The organism is Mesorhizobium sp. WSM4813 (genome assembly GCF_055811555.1).
In genome coordinates this window covers 1-8,768 of record NZ_JBVVQU010000109.1, presented here as the reverse complement: position 1 = coordinate 8,768, position 8,768 = coordinate 1, and the positions used below count along the sequence as shown (strand labels likewise).

The window sequence follows — 8,768 nt, the reverse complement described above, 5'->3', positions numbered from 1 at the left end:
TCGTAAGGACGACCTTAAGAGCGCAGCCTCGCTACCCTGCCACGCTCGCGCAAGGCGGCCTTCGCCGGAGGCGTACATGCACGCCGCCAGTGGTGTTGAGCACCGACGAGGGCGCCGCCTTCCTGGGTGCGTGCCGAGCCTGAACACCGGTATGGCCCTGACGACGACCTACGCAGCAGGTCTTCAGGCCTCGGAGACTGTCGGGCTGAAGGTCGGCGACGTCGACAGCGGTCGTGAAGTCATCCGTGTCGAGCATCTGGCGCAGCTTCGCCTGGCATCTGCTCGAGAACGGCACCGATATCAGCATCATCCGCTACACCAAGGTCTCGAACAATCTCAATCTAATCGACCAGGCCTTGCCAGAATGGAACATTGGATGCGACCCATAGCATCGAAGATGACTTGGGCGCACCATCAAGCCAACTCATCCAGACAATCACCCCGGCAGAATGCGCCAATTTCCTAACGTCGGCTATGTTCCGTCACAAGATGAAAGGCTTTCCTAGAACACCAGAAAGCCGTACGTCGCCCTCGAAATCTGCGGCTGGTTTTCGGGTGAAACCGCTCGCCGCCTGCATTGTTTTTTTGGGGACTATATCGAGACTGCGCGTGGCGAGCCCTTACCGAGGCTCGCGTACGGTACTGTCCAGATATTGCGTCAGCGCACAGACCAGATGATAGAAGATGCTTGCCGGCACGTCGGTCGCCAGCGAGCGGCCACGCTCGTCGATCCGGTCTATCCACAGGCCAAGCGGTGCTGGGTCGATGTGCCAACGGAACAGGCGCCCGACACGCGCTTCGATCTCGGGCTTGAGGTCGGGTCCGCCTGAACCGTCCAGTGCAATTGCCGCCTTGATTGCTTCGGCCTGGGGCCAACTGCGCGAGACAAGATCGAGTGGAAGGCCTTGCCGCGAGACCGCGCCATAAGCGAGGCCGGTGGCGCGATTGAGGCCGTTGGCGATGGCCGAAGCGTAGAGTTTTCTGGCAAAGCTGGTTAGTTCGCTCTGGCCGGTGCGCCCTGCGAAGTCGACCAGCAGCGAGGCCCATTCGAAATGGTGGCCCGGTTCCGTCCACGTGCCTTTCTCGTCCTCCGCCGGCCTCCACTCGTCGTCGAAATATTCGCCGAGCGTCCAGCTTTCCGAATCAAAGAAATGGCTGCGAAACAGATCGACGATGCGCGCGGCGCGGCGTAGATGGGCCAGTTCCCCGGTTGCTTGGTGCCAGGCCAAGAAAGCCTCGAGCAGATGCATGTGTGGGTTGGAGCGACGTTCGCCCTCGCCGCTCGACGTTTCGAGAAAGCCCGTCATGCGGTGATCCTCGAGATGCGCGTCGAGAAACAAAAACGTTTCTTCGGCAAGCCGCAATGCATCAGGATTGCCGACCATATGGGCATGCGCCAGCGCCAGGAGCACGCAGGAATGATCATAGGCATCCTCGGCGGCGTCGGCGACCGTGCCGTTGACATTGAGCGTGCGCACCCAGCCGCCATTGTCGGTGCGGCCGTTCCTGGTCATGAATTCGAGGCCGTGGCTGATCAACCGGTCGGCAGGCCCGTCCCAGCCTCGCGCCTTGGCGACAGCAAAGGCGTAGACTTGCCTGGCCATGGTGCGCATGCGCTTGGGCTTCATCAGCGGTGTGGCGTCAAAGCCGAGCGCCTCGTGGAAACCGCCATGGCGCTCATCCACCCCGACCGTGGACCACAGCGGCACAGTCTCTTCAAACAGCCAGTGATGCACACGTCGCCGCCAGGCGCCGCTTTCGATCACGCGATCGGCGGCGGGCGTGAACCTGGTTTCCAGCCGGCCACTTTTTTCAAGCTGCTCGACGATCTTCTTGACGTTTTGGCTGCGGCTGACCGGAGCGACGAAGGTGGCATCGGCGGTCGAGACGACGGCAACGTCCTTCAGGCCGATGGCCGAGAGCAAGCGACTGTCGCTGCGGATGTAGGAGTTCTCGCAGTCGATGGCGACGACATCGCCGACGATGACGTTGCCGTCATTGTCGGACGGACCGACATCGAGCAACGACTGCCAGGAACCGAGATCGTTCCAGCGGAAGCCGGCCGGCACCATGGCGATGTGGCTGGCGCGCTCCATGATCGCATAGTCGATCGACGTCGAGGGAATGGCGGCGTAGAGCTCCAGGGGCATATATAGACCGGAAAGATCTGATGTCGCGGCCTGGTAGGCAATTTCCGTGGCCTGCCATACCTTGGGCTCGAAAGCCGTGAAGGCGTCGCGCATGGCGCTGGCGCGAAACAGGAAGATGCCGGTGTTCCAGTAGAAATTACCTGCAGCCAGGTAATTCTGCGCGGTCGCGAGGTCCGGTTTCTCGACAAAACGCGAGACATCGCATATGCCATCCCTCTCGCCGGCGACCTCGATATAGCCGTAACCTATCTCCGGCTGACTGGGCCTGATGCCGAATACCACCAGCCGGCCCGCGCGCGCTGCCCCGGCGCCGTTTTCCACACTCTGCCAGAATTGCTGCGCTGTCGCGATCTCATGATCGGACGGCACCACCAGCACCAGGCTGTCGCCATATTCGGACAAGGTGCGCAGTGTCGCCAAGGCCACGGCGGCGGCGGTGTTGCGTCCGGTCGGCTCGAACAAGGGGCCACCGCCGGAAAGGTCGAGTCCGGCGAGATCGGCGTGGACGCGGTCGGCGTGCCGCTCCGAGGCGATCAGGAAGATCGGCGTTTCGCCATCTGTCCGAGCCGTCAGCCGATGCAGCGTTTTGACCAGCATCGAGCCATCGCCCGAAAAATCATGGAACTGCTTGGGATTGTCCTCGCGCGAGAGAGGCCACAGCCGTGAGCCAACGCCGCCGCTCATGACAAAACTGACGATCCGCTCGGTCATGGGCGTCTCACACTCAATAGGTCTGGAATGCCGACGTCAGTGCTAAGCAGCACCATTTCGACGCTTTCAAACGTCTGTCAGTGCTATCCCCCAATGCAAGCTCCTGTTTGTCCAATGCGCCAGCAAAATACCTAAGGCACCATTCCCCACGACGAATCTGACCCTGTTGACCGCGATCAACGGGCCGCGCTTTTCATACTTTTAATTTCAAACAATGCAAGGAGCGCTGACGTGAGCCCCGGCGGACATCTAGTTACCGACCTTGTAGGTAGGCGACATTCTCGGCTTGCAGAAAAACGTGGGCACCAACCGATTTCAAGAAAAGTATCGCGCCGACGCCAATCGTCACACGAGAGAGCGGCTGTAGAAGCGTTCGGGAAAAACCCCAACCGACTGGCTATTTATCCAACATTGCCGTCATCAAGTTTCGCGCAAGTCCCTGCAGTCAAATCGCATGAAAATTGGTGATCCATCCAAGATCAATGATTCTATCAACAGCGTGTCGCTAATTGATTTGGCGCTAATATAGACCGTCGCGTAGGCAGGCATCGGGGCGCTACAGAATCACACGAGGGATATTCGCATGGCCACGATGCACTACACCTGGGGCGCCTCCGCTGCCCAGGCCAAGGCCTATGGCTTCAACCTGGTTGATCTTCAATACGCGTCATCGGTCAACGCGTTGCCGGAGGGCTCGAAGGCTCTGATCTGGCTCGGCGAGAGCAATGGCGTAACCCAGTCCTTTATCGACAAGGTAACGCCTCTCCTCAACAATCCGAAGGTTTTTGGATTTTTTCTGACTGACGAGCCGGATCCCACCGGCAAGTACCATACCCAGGTGAGCGCTGCCAACCTGAAGGCGGAATCCGACTGGATCCATTCCCATTTTCCGGGCGCCAAGACTTTCATCACCCTGATGGACATGGGGTCGTACACAGATTCGAATTATTCCAATACCTACAATCCTGCCAACACTGGCATCGATTATTACGGAATAAACCCTTATCCGGTGCGCACGACTGCGGTGGACTTCAACTACATCGATAGAGCCGTGGCTGCGGCGTTGGAAGCAGGCATCCCCCAGAGCGCGATCGTTCCGGTTTATCAGACGTTTGGCGGCGGCGGCTGGGCGACCAATACGGGCGGGTCATATGTCATGCCCACGACGGCCCAGATGCAGACAATGATGGACCACTGGGAAAGACTGGTACCCAATGCTGCCTTTGACATGGCTTATAAATGGTCCTCGCAGAACGGCGAAACCTCGCTTGGCAACACTCCGGCGATGCAAGACTTTTTCCTGCGACACAACACCAGCACCACGACCCCGCCTCCAACCGACGATACGCTCTACGGCACCAGCGGAGCCGATGTACTTCAACGAGCCGGTGCCCATACGATGATCGGCTACGGCGGCAACGACGATTACCGTGTCGACAATGCCGGCGACAGAGTGGTCGAGTCCTCTGGCCAAGGTCAAGACAGAGTGTGGACCTCAGTGAGCTATGCGCTCTCGGCCGGCTCGTCGGTTGAGGTCCTTGGCACCACGAAGTACGCCGGCACCACGGCAATCAACCTCACTGGCAACGAGTTTGCCCAGACCATCCAAGGCAATGCCGGCGCCAACGTCATCAACGGCCGTGGTAGCGCCGACACGATGACTGGCTATGGCGGCAACGACACCTATTATGTCGACAATGCCGCCGATAGGGTGGTCGAGGCGGCGGGGGGCGGCACAGACAAGGTGTTCACTTCAGTAAGCTATGCGCTTTCGGCCGGCTCGTCGATCGGGCTCCTCGCCACCACGAACTCCGCCGGCACGGGAGCGATCAACCTCACCGGCAACGAGATTGGCCAGACCATCCAGGGCAACGCCGGCGCCAATGTCATCAATGGCGGACGAGGCGCCGACATCCTGACCGGCAATGGTGGCAATGATGCCTTCGTTTTCAATACCGCTCTGGGAGCCGGCAATATCGACAGGGTTACTGACTTCAACAAGCTCCAGGACAAGATCCACATCGACAACGCGATTTTTGCCGGGCTGAGCTCGGGCGCACTCACATCCGGTGCTTTCTTTGCTGGTGCCGCCGCCCACGACAGTTCCGACCGCATCCTCTACAACAATTCAACCGGAGCGCTCTCTTTCGACAGCGACGGTATCGGCGGTGCGGTTCAAACACAGTTCGCCACTCTCTCTCCAGGTCTGTCGCTTACGGCAGCTGCATTCTTTGTGACCTGAAGGCGTTAGCGGGAAACGAGATCGCGCGAGGCCGGCGGTCGCCACCAGAGACAGGTGCACAAACTGTACCTGAAGCCTGTCTCACTGGCGGCGTGGATGTTCTCGCGTGGACTTGCGGCACCGGCGAGTGCAGAGACGGGAAATGCGCCGGGACCATGCCCGAGAACGTGCGCGTAGCGAAATCCGCATCGGTTTTTTTGCTACGCTGGCGTTCGGTTCAAAGAATTGCGCAAATCAAGTGGCACAGCATGGGTTTGCGCGTCCTAAACGACGGGCGGCACTGCAGTCTTTGCAACCTGCACCGCCGCCTGCGCTGCAGCAAGCCTGGCGATCGGCACGCGGTAGGGGGAGCATGACACGTAGTCGAGGCCGACCTCTTCGCAGAAATGGATTGATGCCGGATCGCCGCCATGTTCGCCGCAGATGCCGAGCTTGATCTCCGGCCGGGTTGCCCTGCCCTTTTCGGCGGCCATCCGCACCAGTTCGCCAACGCCCTCGATGTCGAGCGACACGAAAGGATCCTGCTCGATAATGCCCTTCTGGCGATAGGTCTCCAGGAACGAAGCCGCATCGTCGCGTGAGATGCCGAAGGTGGTCTGGGTCAGATCGTTGGTGCCGAAAGAGAAGAATTCGGCCGCCTCGGCAATGACATGAGCGCGGATCGCGGCGCGAGGCAGTTCGATCATGGTGCCGGTAAGATAGGTGATCTTGACGCCGGTTTCCTCCATCACGCTCTTGGCGACGGCATCGATCCGCGCCTTGACGTAGTCGAGCTCCTTCACCAGACCGACTAGCGGCACCATGATTTCTGGAACCACCAGCGCGCCGGCCTCCCTGCCGGCCTCGACGGCGGCCTCGAAAATGGCGCGCGCCTGCATCTCGGCGATTTCGGGATAGGAAACCGCAAGCCGGCAGCCGCGATGGCCAAGCATCGGGTTGAACTCGTGCAGGGCCTCGGTGCGCTGCCTGAGCTTGTCGGGCGACACGTTCATGGCGGCGGCGACTTCGGCCACCTCTTCCTCGGTCTTGGGCAGGAATTCGTGCAATGGCGGATCGAGCAAGCGGATCGTCACCGGCAGGCCGGCCATGATCTCGAACAATTCGAGGAAATCCGAGCGCTGCATGGGCAAGAGTTTTGCGAGCGCCGTTCGTCTGCCCTTTTCCGTGTCGGCCAGGATCATCTCGCGCATGGCAACGATACGGTCGCCCTCGAAGAACATGTGCTCGGTGCGGCAAAGCCCGATGCCTTCGGCGCCGAAGGAACGCGCCATGCGGGCGTCGAGCGGCGTTTCGGCATTGGTGCGCACCTTCATGCGGCGCACGCTATCGGCCCATTCCATGATGGCGGCGAAATCGCCCGAGAGCTCCGGCTGCAGCATTGGTACCGCACCTTTCAGCACCTGGCCGTTGCCGCCGTCGATGGTGATGATGTCGCCCTTGCGGAACGTCGCCCCCATCGCCATCAGCGTGCCGGCTCTGTAGTCGACGCGCAGCGAGCCCGCCCCCGACACACAAGGCTTGCCCATGCCGCGCGCCACCACCGCGGCGTGGCTGGTCATGCCGCCACGCGTGGTCAGGATGCCTTCCGCCGCGTGCATGCCGTGGATGTCTTCGGGACTGGTCTCGATGCGCACGAGGATCGCCTTGCGGCCTTGCGCCTTGAGCTCCTCGGCGTCGTTGGAAGAAAAGACGATCTCACCGGTGGCAGCACCTGGAGATGCAGGCAGGCCGACGCCTATCACATCGCGCGCCGCCTTCGGATCGATGGTCGGATGCAGCAACTGGTCAAGTGAGGCCGGATCGATGCGCGCGACGGCCTCCTCCTTGGAGATGAGCCCGTCCCGCGCCATGTCGACGGCGATTTTGAGCGCCGCCTTGGCGGTACGCTTGCCGGACCTCGTCTGCAGCATCCACAATTTGCCGCGCTCGATGGTGAATTCGAGGTCCTGCATATCGCGGTAGTGCTTTTCCAGGCGGTCGGAGATGGTGACGAAAGACTGGAAGGCTTCCGGCATCAGCTTCTGCAATGACGGCTTGTCGGAGCCGGCGGCAATGCGCGCCGCTTCCGTGATGTTTTGTGGCGTGCGGATGCCGGCGACGACATCCTCGCCCTGCGCATTCACCAGGAACTCGCCATAGAGCATCTTTTCGCCGGTCGACGGATTGCGGGTGAAAGCGACACCGGTGGCCGAAGTCTCACCCATATTGCCGAAGACCATGGCCTGAACGTTGACCGCCGTGCCCCAGCTTTCGGGAATGTCGTGCAGGCGCCGATAGGTGATGGCGCGGTTGTTCATCCAGCTCGAAAACACGGCGCCGATCGCGCCCCAGAGCTGCTCGTTCGGATCCTGCGGAAACGGCTTGCCGAGTTCCTCCTCGACCTTGGCCTTGTAGAGTGCGATCACGCCCTGCCATTCGATGGCCGTCAGTTCGGTATCGAGTTCATGGCCGAGCCCGCCCTTCTGGTCTTCGAGGATTTCCTCGAATACCTCATGGTCGAGGCCCATGACGACATCGGAATACATCTGGATGAAACGCCGGTAGCTGTCATAGGCAAAGCGCGCATCGCCTGAATCGGCGGCTAGCGCCTCGACCGTCTCGTCGTTCAGACCGAGATTGAGCACGGTGTCCATCATGCCGGGCATCGAGGCACGGGCACCGGAACGCACCGAAACCAAAAGCAGTTTCGAGGGATCGCCGAAACGGCGCCCGGTCAGCCGGCCGATGTGGTCAAGCGCAACCGCGACGTCCGCCTCCAGCGAGGCCGGATAGGTGCGGCCGTTGGCGTAGTAGGCGTTGCAGACCTCGGTGGTGATGGTGAACCCCGGAGGCACGGGCAGGCCTAGGCTGCACATTTCGGCCAGATTGGCGCCCTTGCCGCCCAGGAGGTTCCTGTCGCCGGCACGGCCTTCTGCTGCGCCGTCGCCAAAGGTGTAGACCCATTTGGTCATGCTTGCTCTCCGGTTGCAGGAGATTGAAAAGATTGACGAAGCCGAAGTTTCGCCGTGTCCCTATCCGAGCGATATGATGCTGCAGTGCGAAAGGCAAGGCGTCGGCAAAGCCAGCCGGCTTCTACAATCGATTAAGAAAAAGCGATGGCGAAAAGACTTGCGGCTCGGCGGCCGTTCGACTAGAACATAACAGGAACTAGGGTAACACCATGAAACTGACCGGAAAACTCGATTATCTGGAAATGCCGGCAACTGGTGGAACGCTGGATAGGCTCAAGGCTTTCTACAGCGCCGCCTTTTCCTGGTCGTTCACCGACTACGGGCCGACCTATTCGGCCTTTTCGGAAGGTCTTGATGGAGGCTTCCAGGCTGATGCCGGCGAAGCGCCCGCCAAACCGCTTCCCGTGCTTTATTCCGAGCACCTGGAACAAACCCTGGGTGCAGTCGAAAATGCCGGCGGCACGATCGTCAAGCCGATCTTCTCATTCCCCGGTGGCAGGCGGTTCCATTTCGTTGATCCGGCCGGTAATGAAATGGCCGTCTGGGGTGAATAGCGACTGAGCCCCCCATCCAGGACGATGATTGCGGACCGAAACTCTGGCTACGGTCCAGTTTCGCATAGCCGCTATTCTCGGCATGTCGGTAGCTTTTCAAGTTGTCCGGTTTTGGTAGCACGTCACATGTCCGCTTCTGTTTCTGTCCGGTGGGCCGCTG

Annotated in this window: 5 protein-coding genes; 3 read left to right on the top strand and 2 right to left on the bottom strand. The window is 60.5% G+C overall.

The annotated features are described in order from the left end of the window. Positions 1–245 precede the first annotated feature (245 nt). Positions 246–389 (top strand): hypothetical protein, encoded by a 144-nt coding sequence (locus tag AC0L25_RS31815; RefSeq protein ID WP_473599089.1) that lies wholly within the window; start codon positions 246–248, stop codon positions 387–389. A 231-nt stretch (positions 390–620) separates the two neighbouring features. On the opposite strand, the gene AC0L25_RS31810 is transcribed toward AC0L25_RS31815, so the two are convergent. Next, a complete protein-coding gene (locus AC0L25_RS31810) occupies positions 621–2,861 on the bottom strand; it encodes an AGE family epimerase/isomerase (RefSeq protein ID WP_473599088.1) in 2,241 nt (746 codons plus the stop codon). 583 nt (positions 2,862–3,444) lie between these two features. Here AC0L25_RS31810 and AC0L25_RS31805 point away from each other — a divergent pair. Continuing rightward, a complete protein-coding gene (locus tag AC0L25_RS31805; RefSeq protein WP_473599087.1) occupies positions 3,445–5,103 on the top strand; it encodes a calcium-binding protein in 1,659 nt (552 codons plus the stop codon). A 263-nt stretch (positions 5,104–5,366) separates the two neighbouring features. On the opposite strand, the gene ppdK is transcribed toward AC0L25_RS31805, so the two are convergent. Next, positions 5,367–8,054, bottom strand: coding sequence for a pyruvate, phosphate dikinase (gene ppdK / locus AC0L25_RS31800; protein WP_473599086.1), 2,688 nt, complete (start codon positions 8,052–8,054; stop codon positions 5,367–5,369). Positions 8,055–8,263: 209 nt separating this feature from the next. Between ppdK and AC0L25_RS31795 the strand changes: the two genes are divergently transcribed. Then, positions 8,264–8,608, top strand: a complete 345-nt coding sequence (locus tag AC0L25_RS31795) for a VOC family protein (RefSeq protein WP_473599085.1) — start codon at positions 8,264–8,266, stop codon at positions 8,606–8,608. The last annotated feature ends 160 nt before the right edge of the window (positions 8,609–8,768 follow it).

What these genes read in the sequence shown, in the direction of transcription:
- AC0L25_RS31805 (WP_473599087.1), top strand. Translation starts at nt 3,445, where the DNA reads ATGGCCACGATGCACTACACCTGGGGCGCCTCCGCTGCCCAGGCCAAG.
- AC0L25_RS31810 (WP_473599088.1), bottom strand. Translation starts at nt 2,861, where the DNA reads ATGACCGAGCGGATCGTCAGTTTTGTCATGAGCGGCGGCGTTGGCTCA.
- AC0L25_RS31795 (WP_473599085.1), top strand. Translation starts at nt 8,264, where the DNA reads ATGAAACTGACCGGAAAACTCGATTATCTGGAAATGCCGGCAACTGGT.
- ppdK (WP_473599086.1), bottom strand. Translation starts at nt 8,054, where the DNA reads ATGACCAAATGGGTCTACACCTTTGGCGACGGCGCAGCAGAAGGCCGT.